Origin of the sequence: Streptomyces sp. NBC_00873 (genome assembly GCF_045207415.1) — a bacterium.
In the GTDB taxonomy this organism is placed as follows: domain Bacteria; phylum Actinomycetota; class Actinomycetes; order Streptomycetales; family Streptomycetaceae; genus Streptomyces.
Genome location: NZ_CP108803.1, coordinates 9156457 through 9179883 on the forward strand (window position 1 = coordinate 9156457; position 23427 = coordinate 9179883).

The window sequence follows — 23427 nt, forward strand, 5'->3', positions numbered from 1 at the left end:
GCGCAGGGAGCCGCCCACCGGGGTGTGACGATCCGGTGTGTCGACTGGCCAAATGACACCCCGTCACATCTGATGACTTTTGCCAGTTTGTCTGATTGCGGTAGAGGAGTATCTGAATGGCACAGCACGTATCGGCCTGTCGACCCCGGCCCCTTCGAAGGCGGCTGACGGCGGCGGCGCTGGCCCTGGGCACGGTCGGCGCCCTCGCTGCCGCGGCACCGCCCGGGTCGGGGGAGTCGCCGCACGGGGCCGATCACGGCTTCCGGGAGCGTGATCTCGTCTCCGATATCCCCGGCAGGGCGGAGGCGACCGACGGGAACCTGGTTAACCCCTGGGGCTTGGCCGCCGCGCGCACCGGAGAGGTGTGGGCCTCGGACAATGGCATGGACAAGGCCACGATGTACTCGGGCGCCGTCCGTGGGAAGCCGGTCAACATCCTGGACCTGGTGGTGTCGATCCCGGAGGGCGGCGCCCCGACCGGGATCGTGCGCAACGACACCGACGACTTCCGCTTCAGTGGCTTCGGCAAGAGCGGTGTCGCCCAGTTCCTGTTCGCGGGCGAGAACGGCGACCTCTTCGCCTGGAGCCCGGACGTGAACCTGACGAACGCCGTCCAGGTCGCGCACGAGAACAGCGACGGCGAGAACGCCGTCTTCAAGGGCCTGACCCTGATCCCGGCCAAGAAGAAGCACAGCAGGGCCTGCGCACAGCGCGGCAAGACGGCCGGCAACGACAAGCGGTCGCGGCTGCTTGTCGCCAACTTCCGTGACGCCCGCATCGACGTCTTCGACAAGGACTTCAACCTCCTGCCACCCGACGACCGGTTCCAGGACCCGAACATCCCCGACGGCTTCGCGCCGTTCGACGTCAAGAAGATCGGCTCGCGCGTCTTCGTGACCTACGCCAAGCAGGACGAGGACAAGAAGGACGACGTCCCTGGTGCGGGCAACGGCTTCATCGACACGTTCAGCACCGAGGGCAAGCTGCTGAAGCGCTTCGCGAGCCGCGGCGTGCTCAACTCGCCCTGGGGCCTGGAAATCGCGCCCAAGAAGTTCGGCAAGTTCTCCGGCGACCTGCTCGTCGGAAATTTCGGGGACGGCCACATCAACGTCTTCAACCCGAACAGCGGCAAGTTCAAGGGCACGCTGCGGGACCGCAAGGGCAACGCGATCGAGATCCCCGGGCTGTGGGGGCTGCTGCGCGGCACCCAGAAGTCCGGTGGCAAGGACTCCGTGTGGTTCGCCGCCGGAATCGAGGGCGAGGCCCACGGACTGCTCGGCACCCTGCGCGCCGAGGACTGACCGACCCCGCCGCCCGAGCCCGGCGCACTGCCCCACGCGCCGGGCCGGCGCCTGCCCCGGCCACCGGTCCTCGCCGACCGTGAACGCCCCGGTCGGCGGGAAGCCGTTGCTTCCGTAGGACGCGACGAGCATGCGGTCGTCGCCCGCGTAGCGGTCGACGCGCAGGAGGGAGATCCCTGCCCGGCAGGTCTCCTCCACGGCGTGCGCGAGCAGCGCGCCGACCGAGCCCAGCGGCACCGCCTCGGCCCGCTCGGCACCCAGCGCCAGCTCATAGGTGTCCCGGACGGACCGGTCCGGCCGGTCGAAAACGGTGTTCTGGGCGAGCAGTCCCACGGTCAGTCCGCGCCGCCGCATCTCGCCCTCGGGTGCGAGCCGCCCGGCGAGCACGGCCAGCAGAGTCGACTTCCCGGCCCCGTTCCCACCGGTGACCAGCAGACGGTCCGTCGCCGACACCTCCGCACTCACCGCTGCGAGCCGGCCCGGCACCCGTACGTCATCCAGGGACACCAGCGGACCGTCGCCCTCCGCCGCCGGTGCGGCGAGCGCCGTGCTCTCGAACCGCAGCGGCTTCGGCGGCTCGCCGACCTGGGAACGCTCCAGCTCCTCCAGGCGGCGGGTGGCGTTGCGCACCCGCCGGGAGATCTGGCTCTGGACCCGGCCGGCGCGGTGGCCGTAGCCCATCTTCTCGTTGTCACGCGGCCCCCGGTCCTGTGCGACGCGGTGCGCGGTGACCCCGGCGGAGACCCGTAGCGCCGCCCGTTCCCTCCGCTGCCGCCCGGGGAGCGCAGCTGCGAAACCGCCGCTGAAGCGCCCGCGCTGGGCGGCCCGGCCGTCGTGGTCGTTGCGCTGATCCACCGGCCGCGTCAACGCGCGGACCGGGCGCCCGGACAGAGGTTCCGTCCGGGCGCCCGGTCCGTAGTGATCAGTGGCGCAGGTTGAGACGGTGCACGCCGCCGTCGACGGTGCCGACGTAGAGCGTGCGGCCGTCGGGGCTCGCGGCCAGTTTGGTGGTGTCGGTGTTCTGCAGGCCGGTTGAGATGTTGTGCCAGCTCAGACCGTGGTCGGTGCTGCGCAGTACGCCGCGGCCGCCTTGCAGGAGGCCGCTGGCCCCGGAGCTGGTGGTGGCCGCGTAGAGCGTGTCCTCGACCCGGAGCAGGTCGGAGACATGGATCGCGAGAGCGCCGGTGTCCGCGGTGCGGAAGGCCCGGCCGCCGTCGGTGCTGACGCGGACGCTCTCGCCGCCGACGACGAGACGCCGTCCGTCGAGGTCGATCGCGGTCACCGGGCCGTCGGCGACTTTGGTGACGGTCACCCCGCCGTCGTCAGACCGGTAGAGACCGGCGGTGTTGCCGAGCCACAGGCGCAGCGGATTTGCGGGGTCGCCCGCGATGGTGCCGAAGGAGCGCTCGTGGTAGAGGTTCTTCCACGTCGTGCCGCCGTCGCTGGTGGCGAACAGCCCCCGGCCCAGAAGGCTTTGGAAGCTGACCATGACCCGGTTCGGGTCGGCGGGGTGGACCAGGAGCGCCGTCGGCACCTCCGCCGAACGGCCCTTCTCCTCCCAGGTGGCACCACCGTCGCCGCTGCGCTCGACGGTGAATGAGCTGAACGCGGTGCGCCGCACCTTCCAGATCACCTTCGGATCCTTGGCCGACACGGCAAGGTGCGGGACGGTGACGCCCCTCATGCCCTCGCCGCCCGACTGGCCCCACTCCGGGCTCGCGACGGGAAGGGCGGTGCGGTAGACCGCGCTGTCGGTGGCGGCGAGCAGATGGCCGTCACTGACCACGAGATCGTTGACAGTCAGTCCCTGGACGCCGATCCGCCGATATCCGGTGCCGTCCGCGGCACCCCGGTAGAGACCGTCCTGCTCGCTGGAGACGGTGACGGAACCGTCGGCCCAACGGTCGTAGTCCATCGGTACCGATGCGCGCGACGGCGCGGCGACCGTCGTCCACGTCTGCCCGTGGTCGCGGCTGAGACGGCCGCTGCCGGACAGCGTGCTCAGGTACAGGTCGTCACCCGAGATGGTCAGGCGGAGGCCGCCGTTCGTCATGGACAGCAGGGTGGTCCAGGTCTCCCCGCCGTCACGGGAACCGACAACTCCCCGGCCCGGGACATACACCGCCACGACCGAGGAGTCGGCGGCCAGCCCGCCGACGGTCTCGCCGGACGGGTCGAAGAGCAGGCGTGCCTCGCCGGGGTTGCCCGAGCCGATGCCGGAGCGGGCCCAGACGCCGTGATACGTCGTCATATAGAGGGTGTCACCGGTGACGACGGCGGCGGTGATGCCGCCGGTGACGCCGGTCGGATACGTCGTCCAGTGGTCGCCCGCGTCCGTGCTGACCAGCAGTGCGTCCGAGGTGACCGCGACCAGGGTGCGGGTCCGTTCATCGGCGGCGAGCGCCGCGATGCGGGTGTCCGGGACGTCGAGTGTGCGCCAGGTCCGCCCGTTGTCATCGGTGCGCAGGATGGCGCCCCGGCGACTGCCGTCGTGAACGCTGTTCACGGCGTACCACCAGCGGTCGGGATTCTTCGCGTCCACCACGAGCGGACCCGTGCCGTCCGCGACAGGCAGTCGTCCCAACTGGCGCCAGGAGGCGCCGTTGTCGGTGGTCAGCCAGGGAGCCGCCTTCTTGTACTGGGTGAGGACGGCCTGCTTCGGCCGGCTCGACGAGAGGGTGATGGAGCCGGCCTGGCCGTTGGGACCTACCGGCTCCCAGCGGTTCCTGCGGCTGTCGACCGGGGTGACCTCGAAGGCACCGGCGCCGGTGAGCCGCTGCCCGGTGCCGGCGGTGCCGCCTACCGAGACCCGGTAGGCGCCGGCCACGCTGCCGGTCACCTCGGCCCGGTAGTAGCCGCTGGCGGGATCGAGCGTGGAAGTGACGTCGACGGCCTTGCCGCGAGGCGGGGTGACGGTGACGACCGGCGGTGCGGCCAGCCGGGTCGGCGGGGCGATGTGCACGGTCGAGTGACCGTCGCTCGGGTCGGGTGCGGCCTGGACGGCCAGATACCGGACGGCGAGCAGGTAGGGCACCCCGATCGCTGATCCCCGGTCGGGAGTCGCCGTGAGACGGCCGCTGATCTCGGTGTCGGCCGCCGGTCGGGCGACGCGCAGCGAGACCGTGACGGTCGCGGTCCCCCCGGCCGGTACGGTGACCCGCTTCGCCGAGACCGTGGCCGGACCGTCGGTCCGCAGCGAGGTCGCGACCGGCCGCTTGCCGGAGTTCCGCAGCGTCACCTTCGCGATTCCGCCGACGTGACGCCCGGACAGATCGGCGAGTCCGAACGACACCGACGCCGGCGAGGCGCTGACCGTGGCCGAGGCGGCCGCGGCCACATCGAGCCGGCCCGAGCCCTGCGTCGTGGGCCCGTTGCCGCTCAGCGGCTTCGCGGTGCCGACCAACGCGGCCTTGATCTCGGCAGGCGCCCGGCCGGGATGCAGCTGGCGCAGCAGGGCCGCAGCGCCGGCGACGTGCGGGGTCGCCATCGATGTGCCCGACATGCGGTACTCGCCGGGCCCGTACAGTGCCTTGGGCACGGTGGAGCGGATCTCCACGCCCGGTGCGACCAGATCGGGCTTCAAACCGAAGCCCTGTGCGGGACCGCGTGAGGAGAACGAGGCGATCCGGTCGGTGGTGTCGGTGCCGCGCAGCGTCACCGAGACCTTCCCGGCGGCGAGTCGGGCGCTCAACTCCGTGTACTGGGTCGAGTCGATGCCCATGACCACCAGGTGGTCCATGCGCAGCGAGTCGCCGGAGGCGTCGATCCGCGCGGACGAGGACGGCACCTGGGCCACTCCCGGCTCAGGGCTCACCTCCGGCGGCCCGACCTCTCCCGGTGCTCCGGCGACGAACACCGGGCCGTCGTTGGAGGGCAGGCCGGCCAGCACGGCGATCGCGCCGCGCTTCTCCGCCTCCTTCGCCCACTCCACGGCCCTCGCCGTCAGGTACTGGGCGTTGGAGGCGATGAGCATCTCGGCCCGTACGATCTTTCCGCGTACGTCGCCGACCCGCTTCCAGTCCTCGGCGGTGCCCTCGCCGACATCGACCAGCGGCGCCGTGACGGGGTGCTCCGGCGGGTTCGCGGACAGGATGCCGCGGTAGGTCTGGATCAACTCGGGTTTCTGGCCGGCCAGATAGGCGCTGGGCAGCCGCAGATTGCTTGTCGACGCGCCGACCGCGACCACGCCGTCGGCCGTTGCGGGGCTGCTGACCGTACCCGTGCCCGGTCCGTCGTTGCCAGCCGCGGCCACCACGACCACACCGGCCTGTACGGCCGCGGTCGCGGCGCGGCCCAGCGGGTCGGTGCCGTCGCCGGGGCCGCCGAGGCTCATGTTGATCACATCGGCGCGGTGCGGGTTGGCCGGATCGGAGGCCGCCTCGATTCCGGCGATGATGTCCGACGTGTAGCCGGAGCCGTCGGCGTCCATCACCTTGTAGGCCAGCAGATTCGCGCCGGGCGCCACGCCGGTGACGCCGCCCTTCTCAGCCGCCTTGCCGGCGATGATGCCGGCGACGTGGGTGCCGTGGCCGTTGTCGTCCATCGGGTCCTCGTCACCGTTGACGAAGTCGTGCCCGCCGACGACCTTGTGCCCCTTGCCGAGTCCGCCGCCCAGGTCGGGGTGGGTGTAGTCCACGCCGCTGTCCAGGATCGCGACGGTGGTCCCCTTGCCGGTGACGCGGCTTCCGGCCGTGTCCTTGCGCTGCCAGACGCCGGGTGCGCCGATCAGCGGCACGCTCACGTCCGTCTTTGTCAGCACCCGGGTGTCGGGGCGGACCGCGGTGACGCCCGGCAGCGAGGACAGCCGCCCCACCTCGGACGCGGGCACCGTCATTGCCACGGCATCGACGAGCAGACCCAGTTTGCGGGTCGCCGAAGGGTGCAGCCCGGCGCTCTTCGCCGAGCCGAGGAACGTCTCCTGCCGCGCGTCGAGCGCGCGGCGGGCGGCGCCGACGCCGCGGGCGGCCTCGGCGGACAGCAGCGATCCACCGGGCGCGGCGGTGACCGCTGGGTTCCCGGACAGTTCGACGAGCACTCGTTGCGACGGGTCGGGCGTGGACGCGTTGGCGGCACCCGGTGTCACCGCCAACGTGCCGGCGAGAACAACGGCGGCGAGGGCGGCATGACGCGATCTTCGTGACTTCATTGCCATGCGTAAAGGTCCTAGTGGCGAGGGCACTTGCCGCACAACTGATCTCCATGGCCCATTGCTGCCGCTGGCACAATTGGGCCACCATCCGTCCATGACTCCCGAGACACCGCAACTCACGGCGGCAGGCATCGATCCGTTCGACGAGAGCGTCTACCGCGCCGTCCTGACCCGGCGGACGGCGGCGCCTGCCGAACTCACCGCGGATCTCGACTGTTCGGCCGAGCGCGTCGCCAGGGCGCTGGACCGGCTCCGCGACCACGGGCTGGTCGGCCGGCTCGCCGGCTCCCGCCGCCGGTACGCCGCGATCGAACCGGGCGCCGCCGTCGAGGCGCTGGTGCGGGCCAGAAGCAATGAACTGGAGCGGGTCCGTTCGGCGGCCGACGAGCTGTCCCGGCTGTTCGCCGCCGCGCGCACCGGCGCGACCTATGAGGACGAGGTGGAGATCACCACCGGCAGCGAGGCGCTCGGCCGCTGGTTCGTCCGCCTTCAGCAGGAGGCCCACGAGGACGTGATGACCCTGGACCGGCCGCCGTACGCCCTGACCACCTCCAACCCGGTGGAGGCGACGGCGCTCGGCCGCGGCGTACGGTACCGCGCGGTCTACGCCCCCGAGGCCCTGGAATGGCCGGGCGTCCTCGACGACGTCCGCGAGCTGGTCCGGCACGGCGAACAGGCCCGCGTCCTGCCCGGCCTGGGCATCAAACTCGCCATCGCCGACCGCAAGCTCGCCCTGATGCCGCTCTCCCTCGACCTCAACGACGTCCGCGCCGCGGTGATCCGCCCGTCCACCCTGCTCGATGCCCTCACCGGCTACTGGGAAATGTGCTGGAAGCAGGCCCTTCCCCTCAACGCCCCCGCCGAGGACCCCCTCGGCGAGGAGGACCGACTCGTCCTCACCCTCCTGGTCAGCGGCCTCAAGGACGAGGCGATAGCCCGCCAGCTCGGCTGGTCCGTCCGCACCATGCGCCGCCGCATCAGCCGCCTGCACGACCTCCTCGGCGCCGCCAACCGCTTCCAGGCCGGAGTGATCGCGGCCCGCCGCGGCTGGTTGTGAGACAGCACGCCGGCAGCAGGTGGGGCGGCAATGAGTGGATGTGGTCTCGGCGCGCGTTCCATGCCTGCACAATTCGGCTTGTGACAGCAGCTGCCGGTGGGCGACACCGTAGGAGCGGAGCTTGTCGGTCACCAGCACCCGCGGTGCGGTCGGCGGTGGCGCAACTGGCGGGCGTACTCGGGACCGAACTTGGCGCACCACTGCCGGATGGTCTCGTGGCGCGGCTCAGCTCCAGCTCGGCGAAGGCCCGTGCGGCGGCCTGTAGGGAACCGGTCGGCCGGTGTGTGCGTCGAGCAGCACGCGGTCGCCCACGGCTCGGTCCAGCTTCACTGTCACCTGCTGCAACTTCCCCTGCTTAGTACAGTGCCCGCCGTCCGCCTGGTCCTTGACGGATGCTGACAGCACGACGCTGCCGCGTGTTTCGAGCACATTCATTGTGGGGCCGTAGTCGCAGACGCCATGAAGGGTTTCCACGGTGACCGATCGCCTGTCTGCGGACATTCGGACCATCCTGTTGAGTGAATAACCGGGGACGTCGATAGCCCGCTTGATCGGCGACTGGGGGAGTTTCGACGGGATGACAGCCGCCTGCTTGAGGGGAGAGCCATAACCCTTGAGACTGAACAGCCAGGCTGGGACCACCGCCGCTCCGCGGGCGGTGGCCACGCTCATCTCACCCAGCCTCGCCCCGGTCACGGTGAGGTGTGGCTTTCCGCCGACGCGGTCGCCGCCAGCCACGGTCTTGTACGACTCATCCGCCCCCACCAGCGGTCGCGTGAGTGTCCTACCGTCGTTCCATGCCACTCGGCCCTCCTTCGGCGAGGTGGTGGGCAACTTGCCTTCAAGAACGAAGCTGTGGTCTTGGTAGGCCTGCCGATCAGACTTGCTCCGCAGTCCGCCTCGCGGTAGTTGGACCACGTTGCTCATGGGGTGGAAACCATCACGCCATGTGGCAGCCGCGGCTGACCCGTCCCAGGCCGCGGCGACCTGTTGAGCGCGCTGCGCCTGCATTTTCGTGCTGCGACTGGTTTCCTGCTCACTGCCGCAACCGGCGGCGGCCCCCAGGCCGGCGGCAGACAGAGCGATTCCAGCGAGCAGGCTGACGGACCGCGCTGTCCTGATACGCATGTGGCCTCCCTGATGAACGGACTGGTGGGTTGTCCGGTCTTTGTGACGTGGCTGGGCCGGGACAGGTTTCACCGGTTGGGGCAGCTGGTTGGGGTAAGCCGTCAGTAGACGTGCAGGCCACGTTCGTTCAGCACGGTCTGCACCTTCGTGAAGTAGTTCCGGTAGGTGCCGCTGGAGGAGGCGTTGCACACCGTCTCGTCGGAGCCGCCGGAGAGAAGGCCCAGCGCCGTCGTACCGTGCGTAGGCCGGGGTGAAGCACAGCCCGAGACGCTGCCCGCGCGTGGACACCGCGCCGCTGTTCACCTTCGACGGCGCGCGCGGTGTCACGATCGCGAACAACGACTACGACGACGGCTTCAACAGACGGATCGACACCCGGAACATGGACCCGGTCGAGATCACAGCGGACGGCGAGGGGCTCGCCCTCAACGCCGACCGCCAGACGTCCGGTCCGGTGGAGATCACCTATGCGAGCAGCGACGAGTCGGTCGCGCGAGTCTCCGCCGACGGGCTCGTCATGGCCGTCGGCAGCGGCAAGGCCCTGATCCGTGCCCATGTCACCGTCGGCGGGCGGGAGGCCGTCTCCGACCCGGTGCGGATCAAGGTGACGGGCGAAGCGGACGACGGCTGACGCCGGCCGCCGTTGAGCGTCGCCTCCGGCCGGTGAGCCGGCCGGAGGCGACGCTCGCGTCCGTCATCCCGGGCGCGGGTTGCTCCGCTTCCGGGTGAAGGCCTGCTCAGTCCCTGCGCGGAGGACTGCTCCGTTCCCGGGACCGGAGTGGCGCCAGGGCCGTGCGGTGCGAGCTGGAGGCCGTGCGGGGCGGGCTCGGGGGCAGTGCCGGGGGGCCGTCCCTCCGCTGTGGAACGATCCGCGCTGACAAGTGTCCACAGGGCGGAAGGACTGCATGAGCGGCCGACGAGATGCTGAGGGCGGCGCGCCCGCACGGGTTCCGATCGGGGCAGAGAGGCGGGGGAGACCGTGGCCGACCGGTTGTGTCGGACGCAGGACGCGCTGACGCCGGCCGAACGCAGGAAGGCGGGCGTCGCGGCGCACAGGACCAGCGACAGCACACCCCGTCAGCCATCGACGTGCCGCGGTCATGACGGGATCACCTCCACCTCGGCCAGGGACAGCGGAGCGGTGGTCGCGAGCTGGATTCGCACGTAACGCCCGGTGGCAAACCAACAGCAGCTCGCAACCCCTTCGAGCCCACGCCGAAGTCCCACTCGTTGGCGAAGTTCCCGCACCGCTCGCGCAGCGCGGCCGCTTTCGCCGACTCACCGAGACCGCGGGCCATGTCGGCCAGACCGCAGTCGGCTAGCGCGTACTCCAGCGTCGCCGAACCGGCTTGCCGGGAGTCGCCCCAGACGTAGCCGCCCTTGTCCTGGTAGCCGATCCATCCGTTGCGCACATACGTTGGGTTGCCGTCCCGTCCACGGAACACCGACGGATCGGCCGGAACCTCGGTGACGTTCTTCCACAGCGCCTCGAACAGGGCCCGCGCCGTGGGCTTGTCGAGCAGCCCGCGCGCGTACAGGGAGGTGATGAACGGCGTCGGACCCTCCCCGCTCATCACGTTGGTCTCGCTCGGCCCCAGCGCCCAGCGCGGAAGCCAGCCGCCGTCACCGGTTTCTCCCCGACCGGCCCCTGTTGCCAGAGGCGCGGCACGAGCCCCTGCCGCAGCCGACGGGTCGAATGTCTTGACAGTGAACCGAGTGGGACCAGTAGCCTCTTAAGGCCAAAGTGGTCTAGACCATGTGGAGGGTCTGATGAGAAGGCGTAGAACAGCCTTCGGCGTGATCGCCATAGCCGGCTGTGTGACGCTCGGGGTGCTCACCCCCGGAGCCGGAGCACAGGCCGCGGAAACCACGGGAGCGCGCGCGGCCCCGGCGGGCACCCGCCCCCTGCCGACCGTCTCCCCGACACCGCAGGCCATCTCCCGCTCGGGCAACGATGTGGCCGTCACCGGCCGGGTACTCGTCGTCGCGGACGCGCACACGGACGCCGCCGCCCGCGACCGCCTCGTCCGCGAGCTGAGGGAGCATGGCGCCGCGCGTGTCGACAACGTTTCCCCCGACAGCGTCCCGTCGGCGTCCGACGGACTGCTCACCGTCAGGCTGGGGCCCGCCGACCGCCCGGACATTGCCAAGGCGCTCGGTGACACCGCCGTGCCCGGCCACGCCGAGGGCTACGCCCTACGGGTCACGGGCCGGCAGTCGCATCCCGAGATCGCCCTCGGGGGCACGGACGCCACGGGCCAGTTCTACGTTGTGCAGACGCTGCGCCAGCTCTTCCAGCGCGCGGGCGACGACTGGAAGGTGGCGGGCGCTCAGGTCAGCGACTACCCGTCGATGCCGCTGCGCGGCACCATCGAGGGCTTCTACGGCCCGCCGTGGACCGCACAAGAGCGCCTGGACCACATGGACTTCCTCGGCGAGATGAAGTCCAACACCTACGTCTACGCGCCGAAGGACGACCCCTACCACCGGGACAAGTGGCGCGAGCCCTACCCGCAGGCCAAGCTCGCCGAACTGCGCGAACTGATCGACCGCGCCCTGGCCGACCACGTCCGCTTCACCTTCGCCGTCTCACCCGGCGCCTCCATCTGCTACTCCGACTACGCCGACACCAAGGCGCTGACCGACAAGATGCAGGCGATGTACGACGCAGGCGTACGGTCGTTCTCCATCCCCCTGGACGACATCAGCTACACCCGCTGGAACTGCGACGCGGACGCGCGGAAGTTCGGCCCGCCGGGCCGCGGCGCGGCGGCCCACGCCCAGGTGAGCCTGCTGAACACGGTGCAGCGCGACTTCATCGCCGAGCGGCCCGGGGCCAACCCGCTGCAGATGGTGCCCACGGAGTACGGCGACCTGACCGACACCGCGTACAAGCAGGCGCTCCGTGCCACGCTCGACCCCGAGGTCCAGGTGATGTGGACCGGGACGGACGTGGTGCCGCGGGAGATCACCAACGCCCAGGCGTCCAAGGCCGCCGAACTCTTCGGCCGCAAGGTCTTCGTGTGGGACAACTACCCGGTCAACGACTTCGGCCGGACCGCCGGGCGACTGCTGCTGGCGCCGTACGACAAGCGTGAGCCGGGACTGTCCGACCACCTCAGCGGCATCGTCTCCAACCCGATGAACCAGGAGGCCGCCAGCAAGCTCGCGGTCTTCACGATGTCGGACTTCTCGTGGAACGACCGGGGCTACGACCGCGACCGCTCCGGGCGCCAGGCCGCCCTCCACCTTGCCGCGGGTGACCCGCGTACGGCCGACGCGGTGCAGGTGTTCGTCGACCTCAACCACGCGGCCCCGACCTTCGGCTCCGAACTGTGGCAGCCCCAGGCCCCGGTGTTCAGCGCCGAGCTGGAGCGGTTCTGGAAGGCGTACGCAACCGATGAGCGATCCGCGATCAACGGTTTCCGCCCGTCCGTCCGCGCGGTCACGCGGGCACCGGCCGTCATCCGCGAGGGCGTCCCCGACAAGCTGTTCCTCTCCGACACCTCCCGCTGGCTGGACGCCACGGAACTGTGGGGCCGGGCAATGGAGCACGGCCTGAACGCGCTCGCCGCGATCGACGCCGGCAACACGACCGAGGCGGCCAGGGAACGCAAGGCCATGGACTCCCTCGCCGCCGAGGCGTCGCAGATCATGGTCGACCCGGCCGAGCACCACCAGCACGGCCCGGTGAAGATCGGCGATCCGTTCGTCGAGGATTTCGTCACGCGTGTGGAGAACCTCCACGACGAGTCGATGGGCCTGCCGCCCCTGCGCGAACTCGCCCAGGGCAAGAAGGCGACCCAGATCTCCGACTACGCCTGGGGCGGCACCTTCCCGTTCAGTGCCGACAAGGCCGTCGACGGCGACCGCTTCAACTTCTCCACCACCAGTGGCCGGGAAGTACAGCCATGGTGGCAGGTGGACCTCGGCACCAGCGCCGACCTCGAGAAGATCAAGATTTACAACCGGACGGACTGCTGCGCCGACAGGACGAAGGACTACTACGTCCTGGTCTCCGACCAGCCCTTCTCCGGCACACTCGCGGACCAGCTCGGCAAACCGGACGTCTGGAGCCAGCACGAGACCGCCCAGGCCGGCAGCCCGACCACCATCGACACCAACGCCCGGGGGCGTTATGTGCGGGTGTGGCTCGCCGGCAAGAACCCTGTGGAACTCAACATGGCCGAGGTCGAGGTCCTCGGCCGCGTGAAGCAGGGCTGACCAGGGCTGACACCGCCGGGCCACCCACCGCCCGGCCCGCATGCGGCCGCCCTGACGGGGGCGGCCGCATGCCGGAGCCAGGGCCTGCTTCGTCGTCGGTGCCGGCGCCGGGATGTGACCGGCTTCTTATTCGCTGGAATTGTAGGCGGGTGGTGTTCTCGGCGTCGCGGCATCGGCCGCATGTGTACCCGCCCGGCGGCAGGCACCAGCCGCACGAGAAGAGCAGCGGCGCGTGACAACGAAGTCAGTCGAGCCTGGTCAGAGCAATGACGTCGACTGACTTCATTGTCGAAGGACAAGACACGTCCGGGCGGCCTGGTCTACTTCACCCTCGGCCGGATAGCTGTCTGCAGAAACCACGGCTGGAATCCTGGCACGCCGCGTGAGGGGCCGATAGGAGCCGGCGGTGTTCGACTCGGCGACGCCCAGGGAAGGTGGCGTGTTCATGTCCCGCTCCTAACGTCGGCGGCCCGAGTCACACATTTTGAGGGGAATCTCCCGAGCATGCGACGTAGACCTGTGAAGACGCTGACGGTCCTGGCCCTGACCGGCGTCGTGGCCGCCGGTACGGCGATCACCGCCAACTCCGCTCCCCAGCAAGACGGTCAGGGGAAGGAGATACGCAACGTCATCTACCTGCTCGGTGACGGAATGGGCCGCACTCACGTCACGGCCGGCCGCGACCGCTACTACGGGGCGGCCGGCAAACTCAACATGGAGCGCCTGCCGTACACGGGCGCGGTCGCCACCTACGCCGTCGAGAAGGGCAGCGAGCAGCCCGCATTGGTCACCGACTCGGCCAGCTCGGCCACCGCCTGGTCGTCCGGCATCAAGACGTACAACGCGGCGATCGGCGTCGACACGTACGAGAAGAAGGTGTCGACGCTGATGGAGGAGGCCAAGTCGGCCGGCTTCGCCACGGGAAACGTCTCCACTGCCGAGATCACCGACGCCACTCCGGCGGCCCAGTTCAGCCACGCGCTGCTGCGCGGCTGCCAGGGCCCGGTCTACTCCGACGCCGCCTGCCTGCCGAAGAAGGCCGACGGCACGTATGAGCCGGCGCCCCAGGACAAGACGCTGATTACGCCGATCGCCGAGCAGATCGCCCGCAACGGCACGGCGGACGTGATTCTCGGCGGCGGCCTCGCCCGCTTCGAGCCGGACGACCAGAAGGCGCTGCAGGCGCAGGGCTATCAGGTGCTCGGCAGCTTCGGCGACCCGTCGCTGACCGCGCAGACCGCCGCCAGCCAGAAGGTCGCCACCAAGACCGACCTGGACATGGCCCAGGGCAAGAAGGTCATCGGCCTGTTCAACCGGGGCAACCTGAGCGTCGAGCAGGCGAAGGCCTCCCTGCCCGCGGACGCCCCGCAGAAGCAGGAGCCGACACTGGCGGACATGACCAAGAAGTCCCTTTCGCTGCTGAACGGCCGCTCGAAGAAGGGCTTCCTGCTCCAGGTCGAGGGCGCCCAGATCGACAAGCGCTCGCACGCCAACGACGCCGCCCAGACACTCGCCGAGGTCAAGGCGTTCGACGACGCGGTCAAGGCAGCGTACGACTTCGCGAAGAAGGACGGCCACACCCTGGTCGTCGTCACGGCCGACCACGAGTGCGCCGGCTTCAACATCATCGAGAAGGGCACCTACACCAACGCCGAGGCCGTCGCGCCCCCGGCCAACACCGACGCGGGCAACCCGGCCAACAACAGCACCCCGTCCCGCTCGTCCTCCGGCGCCAAGGATGCGGCCCGCTCCAGCGGCATCGTCAACGGCGCGGGCTCCGGCGACGCGAAGAACTTCGCGCCCGCCACGTTCCGTACGCCCGACGACCCGAAGGGTGTGCAGGACGGCAGCAAAGACGCCAGCCTCTGGCTGACCTACCTGTCCGGCAACCACACCGGCGCCGACGTGCCCATCTACGCCTATGGTCCGAACGGCAGCGCCTTCGCCGCCAGCCAGAACAACACCGAGCTGTACGGAAAGCTGTACCGCTCCCTGTTCGGCACCGCGCCCCATCACGGCTGACCTCTTTGAGGCCGGGGCCGAGAGGGTTTCCCCCTCCCGGTCCCGGCCCGGATGCATCTGGAGTACGACGATGAGACACCTCACCCACTCTCAGGCGTTCGCCACACTGGGCGCCGTCATGCTGGCGGCCCTCACCGGCTGCAGCACCGCCGCGGACGCCGACCGCGCCGATGCGCAGCCATTGCCGACGCTCACTCCGGCCGCCCTGCCCGCCCCGCGTTCCGCCCCTGCCCCGGCTCCCACACTCACCTCACTGCCAAAGCGGGGCGAAGTACGTATCGAGGAGGGACCGTTCACCGACCGGGTACGCGTCACCGGTCTCGCCCTCACGAAGAAGCCGACAGTCACCGGTCATGTGGCCATCACCTCTGATGTCAGTGACGTCCTCGCCCTGGAACTACGTGCCGCTTACTACGACGCCGACGGCCGCCTGCTGGGCACGGGCAGCTTCCAGTACCAGGAAGAAGGAGAGGACGCGCACGGCGACGCCCACCATGACGGCCCGCGCGCGGCCGGGAACGGCATCGACTTCACCGTGCCCGCGAAGAATCTCACCGGCACTCCGGCCACCGCGGTGGTCTCCATCCCCGTACTGGTCAACGAGTAGTCGACCCAAGGCGGTAGCCGGGCCTCGATTCGGGTCTGTCAAACGAGAGGCACGTCGGCCTGGTGGTTCTGGTCAACAAGTACGCTGGGATCGACCTGCCCCGCAAAGCCTGCGAGGTGCTGGTCCTGGACGGACTGCCGCAGGCTTACGGCGGTCTGACTCGCCGCGAGGCGATCGTGCTCGGCGACTCCGACGAGATGGTCAACCGGCAGCTGCAGCGGATCGAGCAGGGCATGGGCCGCGGGGTCCGCTCCGTCAATGACCATTGCGTGGTCCTGCTGATGGGGCCGCACCTGTCGCAGCTGATCGCCTCGCCCAGGTACCGCTTCCGCTTCAGCCCCGCCACCCGCGCCCAGATCGAGTTTCGCTCAACAGCGAGTTCGTGGGCCAGGCGATGACCAAGGCCATGCAGGTACTCATCGTGACCAGCTTCATCGCGGGCATCCTCGCCCTTCCGTGATGAGGACGTCGCACGGCTGTCTCCGCTCAAGCAACGAAACGTGAACGTCCTGGGCCGCTACAGCTTCATCGCCTCCGTCCCGCGCGAGGGCCTGCGTCCGCTGCGCAACCAGGACACCCCCGGCCTCGACGATGACGGCAACGGGGCGGATGAGGGCTGAGCGAAGATCAGGGGCCGGCCAGGGCAGTGATCAGTTTGCGAGCCGATGCCTCGGTCGGCCACTTCAGGGCCGGGCAGCGCCGGCGATACGGGTGGGATCGGGAGGCGGGCCCGGGTCACGCGGTCACCTTGGCGATGAACGCGGCGAGGTTCGCCACGGTCCGCTGGACCTTCTCCTCCAGGGTGAGGGACTCGTGGAGGCGTGCGCCGATGCCCGCGTCCTTCTTCCCGCGTACATAGAGGGAGCAGGCCAGGTCACTGCACATGTAGACGCCGACCGAGTTGCCCTGCTGCCCGGCCTTCCCGGACCTCGGCGCGACCATCAGGGAAACGCCCCCGGTGTGAGTGGTCACACACACCGAGCACATGCTGCGTCGCATCTGCCAGGAGCCGACGCCGGAGGAGCGCAGCTGGATGCCGACCGGGCGGCCGTCCAGCTCGGCCACGAGGTAGGCCCGGTCGGGGGCCTGGGGATCTCGCCAGCCCAGGAAGTCCAGGTCGTCCCAGCACTGCTCGGCCAGGTCGCGAGGGACGCTCAGGCGCTTGGCTTCGCCCTTGGTGCAGTTCACAAACGCGGTACGAATCTCTTGCTCAGTCAGCGGCTTCATAAAAGCCACGCTAATTTGCCTAATGTAATTAGGCAAGTGCATAATCATCGATGTCAGGGATGAGAAGCGATTCGGAGGATGAACATGGCACGGGCTGGACGCGTAGGACTGACCACGGAGCGCCTGGTCCGGGCGGGGGCAGAGCTGGCCGACGAGGTCGGCTTCGAGCAGGCGACCCCCGCGGAACTCGCCCGGCGGTTCGGTGTCAAGACCGCGAGCCTGTACTCGCACGTGAAGAACGCCCACGACCTCAAGACCAAGATCGCCCTGCTCGCCCTGGAGGAACTCGCCGACCAGGTCTCCACCGCCGTGGCCGGACGGGCCGGCAAAGACGCCCTGACCGCTTTCGCGAACGTCTACCGCGACTACGCGCTCCAGCACCCGGGGCGCTTCGCCGCAGCCCAGTTCCGGCTCGACCCGCAGACGGCGGCCGCCAGCGCCGGCGTTCGGCACGCCCAGATGACGCGGGCGATCCTGCGCGGATACAACCTGGCCGAACCGCACCAGACGCACGCGGTGCGGCTGCTGGGCAGCGTCTTCAGCGGCTACGTCGGCCTGGAGACCGCCGGCGGCTTCAGCCACAGCACCCCCGACTCGCAGGAGAGCTGGTCCGAGATCCTCAACGCGCTCGACGCCCTGCTGCGCACCTGGCCCACCACCTCCTGACCAACCCTTCCGGCCGCCTCTGCCAACTGACCCTCCTGATCGAAGAGACCGACGAGATGAACACCGACCACGACTGGACCACCACTCCCATCACCGCCGGCCTCCTGCGCGGCGCCCTCGACCTGGAGCGCACCGAACGCGGTGTACTGCCCCACCGGTTGCCCGCGCGCGCCCGGCAGCAGATCCCCGACGGCCAGCTGGCCATGGCGGAGTCACAGCCCTCCGGGGTGCGGCTGGCCTTCCGCACCCGGGCCACCGCCGTCGAGCTGGACGTCGTGGCCACCAAACGGGTCTACGTCGGAGCGCCGCCACGCCCCGACGGGGTGTACGAGCTCCTCGTCGACGGGCGGCTCGCGGGGCGGGCCAGCGCGACCGAGGGCGACACGCTCACCATCGACATGGCCTCCGGAACCGCACAAACCCGGCTCGGGCCGGTGGAGACCCTGCGCTTCACCGGCCTGCCCGACGACGAGAAGGACGTCGAGATCTGGCTGCCGCACGACGAGACCACCCAGCTGGCCGCCTTGCGCACCAACGCCCCCGTCCACACACCACCGCCCAGCGGCCGCAAGGCCTGGCTGCACCATGGCAGTTCGATCAGCCACGGCTCCAACGCCGCCACCCCAACCGGGATCTGGCCCGCCCTAGCCGCCGCTCTGGGCAAGGTGGAGCTGGTCAGCATGGGATTCGGCGGCAGCGCCCTGCTCGACCCGTTCACCGCCCGCACCATGCGCGACACCCCCGCCGACCTGATCAGCATCAAGATCGGCATCAACATCGTCAACACCGATCTGATGCGGCTGCGCGCGTTCGGCCCGGCCGTTCACGGTTTCCTCGACACCATCCGCGACGGCCACCCCACCACCCCGCTGCTGGTCGTCTCGCCCATCTACTGTGCCATCCACGAGAACACGCCCGGACCCACCGCCCCGGACCTCAGCGCGATGAGCGAGGGGCGGCTGCGGTTCGTGGCCACCGGCGACCCCGCGCAAACAGCTGCCGGGAAACTGACCCTCACCGTGATCCGCGACGAGTTGGCCCGCATCGTCCATCAGCGCGCCACCAGAGACCCGAACCTGCATTACCTCGACGGCCTCGACCTCTACAGCAAGACCGACCACGCCGAACTGCCGCTGCCCGACAATCTGCACCCGAACCCCGCCACTCACCAGCGCATCGGCGAACGCTTCGCCCACCTCGCCTTCGGCGAAGACGGCGCTTTTGCCGCGGAGAACCGCTGACCGCCGACCATCGGGAGGGTTCGTGGCCGTCGCCGTGGCCGCGTTGTCCCTTCACCCCGTCCTTTCTTCACCATCCCTGATCTTCGCAGGGAATCCCGGCCTTCAGGCCGGGCGGGAATGCGATCCTTGGACCGGAGGCGCGGAGCGTTGGAGTGCTCTGCGTTGTCAGTGGCGCCAGCTATGTTGATCGGACTGACCGAAGGGGGGTGGCTGGGTGATTCGTGCGTACAAGTTCCTCATGCGGCCCACCGTCCGGCAGGGCCAGGCGCTCGGTGAGATGCTGCGAGATCACTGCTCGCTCTACAACGGGGCATTGGAGGAACGGCGTGATGCCTACCGTCATGTATCGAAGACGAGCATCAAGTACGGGGTGCAGTCGGCGCAGTTGAAGGATATTCGGGCGTTCGACCCGGAGCGTCAGGGGCGTTGGTCGTTCTCCTCGCAGCAGGCGACCTTGCGCCGGTTGGACAAGGCGTTTGCGGCGTTCTTCCGACGGATCAAGGCTGGGGAGACGCCTGGATACCCGCGTTTTCGTGGGGTGAACTGGTTCGACACGGTGGAGTTCCCGAAGGACGGGGACGGCTGCCGCTGGGATTCCACCCCGCACGACCCTGTCACCCGCGTGCGCTTGCAGGGTGTCGGACATGTCAAGGTCAACCAGCACCGGCCCGTAGTGGGCAAGGTCAAGACGGTCAGCGTCAAGCGCGAGGGCCACAAATGGTTCGTCGTGCTGACCGCTGAGCAGGAGCGGCCCGAGCCACTGCCGGCAACGGGCAGCGTGGCCGGCATCGATCTGGGCATCGCCAACTTCCTCGCCGACTCGGGCGGCGGGTTCGTGGAGAACCCCAGGCACGGACGCCGCGCCGCCGCGAGGCTCGAAGCCGCCCAGCAGGCGCTGTCCCGGTTCCCGCGCCGCAAGGCGAAGGACCGCACCGCCAACCACCGGCGGGCCGTGGAGCAGGTCGCCAAACTGCATGGCAAGGTGCGCCGTCAGCGCCTGGATCACACGCACAAGACCGCCCTCGGCCTGGTCCGCGCGCACGACGTCATCGCGCACGAAGATCTCAAGATCCGCAACATGAGCAGGGCCCCCGCCTCCAAGCCGGACCCCGACCAGCCGGGCACCTTCCTGCCCAACGGTGCCGCCGCGAAGGCCGGGCTGAACCGCTCGATCAACGATGCCGGTTGGGGGTGTTCCTGACGATCCTGCACGCAAAGGCTGAAAGCGCCGGGCGGGAAGTGGTCGCCGTGGACCCCCGCAACACCTCCCGTACGTGCCCCGAATGCGGGCACACCGCGAAGGAGAACCGGCCCACACAGGAGAAGTTCCACTGCGTCGCATGCGGCCACACCGCGCACGCCGACACAGCCGGGGCTCTCAACGTCCTACGGGCCGGGCTGGCCCGTCGCGAAGCCCAACCGGCATAGCGAGAAGCCCCGCTCTTCAGGGCGGGGAGGAGTCACATAGCGCGCCTGGTCGGCGCACCGCACCTCGGCCCTTCGGAGCACAAGCGCTGGTCCCGGAAACTCAAAGAAGCCTGGGCCAACCTCACCGCCCAGGCCGACCTCCTTGGCGACCCCACCCAGCGCACCGCAGCCCACCTCGCCTCCCGCGCCGTGCGCGCCATCCTCCTGTACGGCATCGGCTCCTTCGCCCAACGCCCACGCACCGTCACCGGAACCACCCCCCGCACCGCAGAGCGCGACGTTCCCGCGGACGCCGAAATCATCGGCTTCGACAACACCACCATCACCTGGCAACGCCCCACCGGATTCACCCGAGACCCCTACGCACACCCGAATGGGCCGCCAGCATCTGGTCAGGCGCCCGCGCCGCACTCCTCTCCATGCGCATGCGCGAAGACAACACATTCGTCGGCGCACTCCACACCCCGCCCGGCACCGTCGTCGCCTTCCGCACCGACGCCGTCTACCTCACCCAGCCCCAGAACTGGCCCTACCATGGCCAGCCCGGCGACTACCTGTACAAAGGCCACCTCACCGGCCCCGTCCCAGCCCCCACCACCGCACTCTCACTGGGCGGCCCCGGTTCCGGCCGGGGCGCCACCGGACCGCGGCCTGGTGGCGGGCTTCTGCGGGTGCTCAGCCGGCCACCGCCTCCTGCTGAGGGTCGGCTGCAGCAGGCTCCGAGACAGCCGCCGTGGTGTAGTAGACGGACGAGCCCTGCTTGGTGCGCTGAGCCTGGCTCTTGGCGACCAGCCCTTCGAGGGTGGTACGCACAACGGTGGTCTTGACGCCGCGGTCAGGGTGGGCGTGCGTGAGCGCGGCGGAGATTTCGGTGGCGGAACGCGGCTCGCTCTGCTGCTCCAGGTGACCGCGGATCAGGTTGACGAGGGTCGGCTTGGTGTCTGTCTTGGGTGCCTTCGCGGACGTGGCCTTCGCGGATGAGGCCTTGGCGGCGCTCTTCTTGGACGCCGTCGCCTTTGCACTCGTGGCGGCCGCCTTCTTCGGCTTGCTCTGCTGGGGTTCGGCGGTGGCCTGGCGCGGCACGGTCGGCGCGGCCGTGGTGTCAGCCTCGCTAGCGGGGCTCGCGCCGCCGAGTGCCTCCTGCATGCTCACCAGCACGGAGTGGTCGTGTTGCAGGGCACCCAACTGCTCCTGCAACGCCTCGATTTCCGCACCGAGGCGTTCCTGCTCCTTGACGTTGCGCTCAAGGTCGCCCGTCACCTGGGCGATGTACTGGGACGCCAGTCCTGTGGTGTGGACCTGAATTTCGGACATGTCATGGGCCTTTCTGCAGCTCGCGGGTACGGCTGTGAAAAGCACGAACCCGGTCCGCGAGCGGGTGGAGGCAGGTGTCCCGTCTGTGCTGACTGGGACACCCGCAGGGCACAACTGCCGCAATGTGCAGCAGTGTCTAGAGATAGTACGCACGAGTAGAGCCCTGATGTGCCAGTCGAGTGATGTCTCACTCTGCCCTTCAAGGTGAGGAACCAGCAGATGCGGGGCATGCAACGACGAGACTGACCGGGGCGGTGTCACTGCTGAACCGCCGTGCGGCCCACTCGGGCCTGCTCGAGAGGCAGGGCCCGGGGAACCGGGACCGAGTGCCTCAAGGGCCTCGCCATGCGCTACGGCGACCCGATCCCGGCCGAGGTTCTGGAGCGGTTCGAGACCGAGATGAAGGTCATCGGCCCGATGAACTTCTCCAGCTACTTCCTCGTCGTCGCGGACATCTGCCAGCACGCCCGCGACCAGAAGATCCCCGTCGGCCCGGGCCGTGGATCGGCGACCGGCTCGATCGTCGCGTACGCCACCCGTATCACCGAGCTGTGCCACCTGGAGCACGGTCGGCGAGGGGTTCACAACTGCTGGGCAGACACATCGTTTTGGCGAACATGGGCACGATTGGGTGAACGGCGCGACGAGCTGCGGGCATGTCCGGCGGGGTGTGCGTAACGTATTCAGTGCGATCTGGGATGCCGGGTGTGGCGTCAGCAGTCGGGGCCCCCGTGTCACCAGCGAGATGGTTCGGGGCCTCCCCGTCGCCTCTGGCCACACCCATATGGCCAGGTCGTAGGAATTCCGCCCGCCCGGGACGGACCGCATACGGGATATGCGTCGCCGACCGGGACGCGAAAGCGGAGGACCAGTGCGCCCAAGACCGTTCGGGGCGTACCGGTGAGCTGGGACTCATTCCTGCTCACTGCCCAGGAACGGTTCCTTGAGCCGTTCGAAGCGGCGATCGCGGATGGCGTCGTCAAGTTCCTGGGCTCAGGACGATTCCCTCTCCATTGCTCCATCCGGCGCCCGGGCTGGGCCGATTAGGGCGTGTTCCAGGTTCGGATCATGTGGGGCGGAGACTCCGGAGCCAGATGATCGATCCGCGTAGGTGGAGTCCGGCGAGGTAGCTGGTAGGAGTCTTGTCGTAGCGGGTGGCCAGCCCTCGCCATTCCTTGATCTTGTTGATGCCGCGCTCGACGGTGTTCCTCTCCTTGTAAAGCTCGGCGTCGTGGGAGGGGGCGGCCGCCCTTCGAGCCTCGCTTCTTGCGGTGGGCGGCCTGGTCCTTCTTCTCCGGGATCACCGCCTGGATCCGGCGTTTACGCAGGTAGGAGCGGTTCGCGCGGGAGGAATACGCCTTATCGGCGGCGACGGCCCGGGGGCGGGTGCGGGGCCGACCGACCGGCCCACGGATCCTGACTCGGTCGAGGACCGCGGCGAAACGCGGACTGTCGGCCGCCTGTCCCGGCGTCACCACGAACGACAGCGGGCGGCACCGCCGGTCGGTGGCCAGGTGCGTCTTGACCGTCAGCCCGCCCCGCGAGCGCCCCAACGCGGCAGCTTTCAGGCGGGCCTTGTGGCGGCGGCGTATCCGTCGTCGTTCGGCACGTAACGCTTCCTCGACCGGGTCGCCTTCGGCCGTCACCTGGGCGGATTGTCCCTTTGCTGGAGCCCCTTTTCCTCCTCGGCGGCTTTCACCAGTTCCTCCAGGAGCCCGGGTTCGACGGCCATGCCGGCCGCGTGGTGATGCGCGCGTGCGACGGTGGAATCGACGCTGACCAGGTCCAGATCGGCCTGTCCTCGCCGGGCCGCCTCGGCGATCATCCGCTCCATCAGCGTCTCGAAGGTGCCCGCAAGGGCCCACTTCTGGAAGCGGCCGTAGACGGTGGACCAGGACCCGTAGCGTTCGGGGATGTCGCGCCACGGGCTCCCGGTCCGGAACCTCCACATCACCGCGTTCAACTGTTTACGCAGGTCAGGGATCGGTCCACTCACGCCGAGCGGCAGGTGCGGCTCGAACAACTCCCACTCTGCATCCGTCAGATCGCCTCGCGTCACCCCG

14 protein-coding genes and 4 pseudogenes are annotated in these 23427 nt (G+C 69.5%); 11 read left to right on the forward strand and 7 right to left on the reverse strand.

All coding sequences use genetic code 11. The features are described 5' to 3' along the window. The first annotated feature begins 116 nt into the window (after positions 1-116). Positions 117-1301, forward strand: coding sequence for a TIGR03118 family protein (locus OH809_RS42565; RefSeq protein WP_406415486.1), 1185 nt, complete (start codon positions 117-119; stop codon positions 1299-1301). Positions 1302-1511: 210 nt separating this feature from the next. Here OH809_RS42565 and OH809_RS42570 read toward each other — a convergent pair. Both OH809_RS42570 and OH809_RS42575 read right to left on the reverse strand, forming a co-directional pair. Next, positions 1512-2135: pseudogene (locus OH809_RS42570) on the reverse strand (ATP-binding cassette domain-containing protein); the annotation flags it as partial. Between the two features lie 88 nt (positions 2136-2223). Next, a complete protein-coding gene (locus OH809_RS42575; RefSeq protein ID WP_406415484.1) occupies positions 2224-6447 on the reverse strand; it encodes a S8 family serine peptidase in 4224 nt (1407 codons plus the stop codon). A gap of 97 nt (positions 6448-6544) precedes the next feature. On the opposite strand from OH809_RS42575, the gene OH809_RS42580 reads away from it, so the two are divergent. Then, the gene (locus tag OH809_RS42580; RefSeq protein ID WP_406415483.1) at positions 6545-7507 is read left to right on the forward strand and encodes a helix-turn-helix domain-containing protein; all 963 of its coding nucleotides are present in this window, start codon (positions 6545-6547) and stop codon (positions 7505-7507) included. A gap of 225 nt (positions 7508-7732) precedes the next feature. On the opposite strand, the gene OH809_RS42585 is transcribed toward OH809_RS42580, so the two are convergent. After that, positions 7733-8635, reverse strand: a complete 903-nt coding sequence (locus OH809_RS42585; protein ID WP_406415481.1) for a hypothetical protein — start codon at positions 8633-8635, stop codon at positions 7733-7735. A gap of 280 nt (positions 8636-8915) precedes the next feature. Between OH809_RS42585 and OH809_RS42590 the strand changes: the two genes are divergently transcribed. Continuing rightward, complete coding sequence (locus OH809_RS42590) at positions 8916-9266, forward strand: Ig-like domain-containing protein (RefSeq protein ID WP_406415479.1); 351 nt, start codon at positions 8916-8918, stop codon at positions 9264-9266. Positions 9267-9744: 478 nt separating this feature from the next. Here the strand turns inward: OH809_RS42590 and OH809_RS42595 are convergent, their stop codons facing one another. After that, on the reverse strand, positions 9745-10293 hold the full coding sequence (locus OH809_RS42595; protein ID WP_406424652.1) for a glycoside hydrolase domain-containing protein: 549 nt from the start codon (positions 10291-10293) through the stop codon (positions 9745-9747). A 112-nt stretch (positions 10294-10405) separates the two neighbouring features. Here OH809_RS42595 and OH809_RS42600 point away from each other — a divergent pair, with 112 nt between their 5' ends. The 4 genes from OH809_RS42600 (at position 10406) to OH809_RS42615 (ending at position 15886) form a co-directional block, all read left to right on the forward strand. Further along, on the forward strand, positions 10406-12859 hold the full coding sequence (locus OH809_RS42600; RefSeq protein WP_406415477.1) for a beta-N-acetylglucosaminidase domain-containing protein: 2454 nt from the start codon (positions 10406-10408) through the stop codon (positions 12857-12859). Positions 12860-13363: 504 nt separating this feature from the next. After that, positions 13364-14881 (forward strand): alkaline phosphatase, encoded by a 1518-nt coding sequence (locus tag OH809_RS42605; RefSeq protein WP_406415475.1) that lies wholly within the window; start codon positions 13364-13366, stop codon positions 14879-14881. Positions 14882-14951: 70 nt separating this feature from the next. Continuing rightward, a complete protein-coding gene (locus OH809_RS42610; protein ID WP_406415473.1) occupies positions 14952-15488 on the forward strand; it encodes a hypothetical protein in 537 nt (178 codons plus the stop codon). Positions 15489-15550: 62 nt separating this feature from the next. Further along, positions 15551-15886 (forward strand): hypothetical protein, encoded by a 336-nt coding sequence (locus OH809_RS42615; protein ID WP_406415471.1) that lies wholly within the window; start codon positions 15551-15553, stop codon positions 15884-15886. Between the two features lie 337 nt (positions 15887-16223). On the opposite strand, the gene OH809_RS42620 is transcribed toward OH809_RS42615, so the two are convergent. Continuing rightward, entirely contained in the window at positions 16224-16715 is a 492-nt protein-coding gene (locus OH809_RS42620) for an FBP domain-containing protein (RefSeq protein ID WP_406415469.1), read from the reverse strand. An 84-nt stretch (positions 16716-16799) separates the two neighbouring features. Between OH809_RS42620 and OH809_RS42625 the strand changes: the two genes are divergently transcribed. The 3 genes and pseudogenes from OH809_RS42625 (at position 16800) to OH809_RS42635 (ending at position 20050) form a co-directional block, all read left to right on the forward strand. After that, complete coding sequence (locus tag OH809_RS42625; protein WP_406415467.1) at positions 16800-17381, forward strand: TetR/AcrR family transcriptional regulator; 582 nt, start codon at positions 16800-16802, stop codon at positions 17379-17381. 56 nt (positions 17382-17437) lie between these two features. Continuing rightward, positions 17438-18622 carry a GDSL-type esterase/lipase family protein gene (locus tag OH809_RS42630; RefSeq protein ID WP_406415465.1) on the forward strand — a complete coding sequence of 395 codons (1185 nt, stop codon included), beginning with the start codon at positions 17438-17440 and terminating at the stop codon, positions 18620-18622. A gap of 214 nt (positions 18623-18836) precedes the next feature. Continuing rightward, a pseudogene (locus OH809_RS42635) lies at positions 18837-20050 on the forward strand (RNA-guided endonuclease InsQ/TnpB family protein). A gap of 675 nt (positions 20051-20725) precedes the next feature. On the opposite strand, the gene OH809_RS42640 reads toward OH809_RS42635, so the two are convergent. Continuing rightward, a complete protein-coding gene (locus OH809_RS42640; RefSeq protein ID WP_406415461.1) occupies positions 20726-21364 on the reverse strand; it encodes a hypothetical protein in 639 nt (212 codons plus the stop codon). A gap of 324 nt (positions 21365-21688) precedes the next feature. Here OH809_RS42640 and OH809_RS42645 point away from each other — a divergent pair. Next, positions 21689-21934, forward strand: a pseudogene (locus tag OH809_RS42645) (hypothetical protein); the annotation flags it as partial. Positions 21935-22430: 496 nt separating this feature from the next. On the opposite strand, the pseudogene OH809_RS42650 reads toward OH809_RS42645, so the two are convergent. Further along, a pseudogene (locus tag OH809_RS42650) lies at positions 22431-23423 on the reverse strand (IS5 family transposase). Positions 23424-23427 lie beyond the last annotated feature (4 nt).

What these genes read in the sequence shown, in the direction of transcription:
- OH809_RS42605 (WP_406415475.1), top strand. Translation starts at nt 13,364, where the DNA reads ATGCGACGTAGACCTGTGAAGACGCTGACGGTCCTGGCCCTGACCGGC.
- OH809_RS42600 (WP_406415477.1), top strand. Translation starts at nt 10,406, where the DNA reads ATGAGAAGGCGTAGAACAGCCTTCGGCGTGATCGCCATAGCCGGCTGT.
- OH809_RS42620 (WP_406415469.1), bottom strand. Translation starts at nt 16,715, where the DNA reads ATGAAGCCGCTGACTGAGCAAGAGATTCGTACCGCGTTTGTGAACTGC.
- OH809_RS42585 (WP_406415481.1), bottom strand. Translation starts at nt 8,635, where the DNA reads ATGCGTATCAGGACAGCGCGGTCCGTCAGCCTGCTCGCTGGAATCGCT.
- OH809_RS42575 (WP_406415484.1), bottom strand. Translation starts at nt 6,447, where the DNA reads ATGAAGTCACGAAGATCGCGTCATGCCGCCCTCGCCGCCGTTGTTCTC.
- OH809_RS42610 (WP_406415473.1), top strand. Translation starts at nt 14,952, where the DNA reads ATGAGACACCTCACCCACTCTCAGGCGTTCGCCACACTGGGCGCCGTC.
- OH809_RS42625 (WP_406415467.1), top strand. Translation starts at nt 16,800, where the DNA reads ATGGCACGGGCTGGACGCGTAGGACTGACCACGGAGCGCCTGGTCCGG.
- OH809_RS42640 (WP_406415461.1), bottom strand. Translation starts at nt 21,364, where the DNA reads ATGTCCGAAATTCAGGTCCACACCACAGGACTGGCGTCCCAGTACATC.
- OH809_RS42630 (WP_406415465.1), top strand. Translation starts at nt 17,438, where the DNA reads ATGAACACCGACCACGACTGGACCACCACTCCCATCACCGCCGGCCTC.
- OH809_RS42580 (WP_406415483.1), top strand. Translation starts at nt 6,545, where the DNA reads ATGACTCCCGAGACACCGCAACTCACGGCGGCAGGCATCGATCCGTTC.
- OH809_RS42565 (WP_406415486.1), top strand. Translation starts at nt 117, where the DNA reads ATGGCACAGCACGTATCGGCCTGTCGACCCCGGCCCCTTCGAAGGCGG.